1 protein-coding gene is annotated in these 612 nt (G+C 68.6%); it reads left to right on the forward strand.

Going from position 1 to position 612, the window contains the following annotated elements:
- Positions 1–612, forward strand: a 612-nt coding sequence (locus tag ACFFNX_RS51995; RefSeq protein ID WP_512699898.1) for a carboxypeptidase-like regulatory domain-containing protein, incomplete at both ends; no start/stop codon positions are given.

The raw sequence follows: 612 nt of genomic DNA on the forward strand, positions 1-612 counted from the left end.
CCGATGGCCGTGTCGTTCCTGGCCTCGGGTGTGATCTTCCGTCTGGTGTATGAACAGGACCCGTCGATGGGCGTGGGAAACGCGGTCGTCACCAGCATCCATGACACCTTCGCTGGCGGCTCCCGTTATCCGGGCGCGTCGGTCCGGGAGAACGACAAGAGCCCGGACGTGGCCCAGGGCGGCGCGGTGGTGAGCCGCGCCCAGGTCCAGGCGGGGCAGACCGCCTTGCTGCCGCTGGTGGGGATCAAGCCGGAGAACCTGCCGGCGAGCCCCACTCCGGCCAAGGCGCCCGCGCCGGTGCCGGGGAGGCTCAGCGGACTGGTGTGGTTCGACTTCACCAAGGGTGGTGGCGGCACCCTCAACGCCCCGGATCCCACCGAGGCCGGTCTGGGTGGCATGAAGGTCCAGGCGGTCTCTTCGGCGGGCAAGGTCGTCGGGTCGGCCACCACGGAGAAGGACGGCTCGTTCGTCTTCGGCAAGAGACTCCCGCCCGGGTCGTACACGTTGAAGTTGCCGAAGGGGAACTTCACGGCGCGGTACGGGGGTGTGGATTGGCTGGGGTCGGCGTTGATCACTCCGGCGATCATCGCGTCGTATCTGTGGGTGTGGGCC

It is taken from the genome of Actinoallomurus acaciae (assembly GCF_042429965.1).
In the GTDB taxonomy this organism is placed as follows: domain Bacteria; phylum Actinomycetota; class Actinomycetes; order Streptosporangiales; family Streptosporangiaceae; genus Actinoallomurus; species Actinoallomurus acaciae.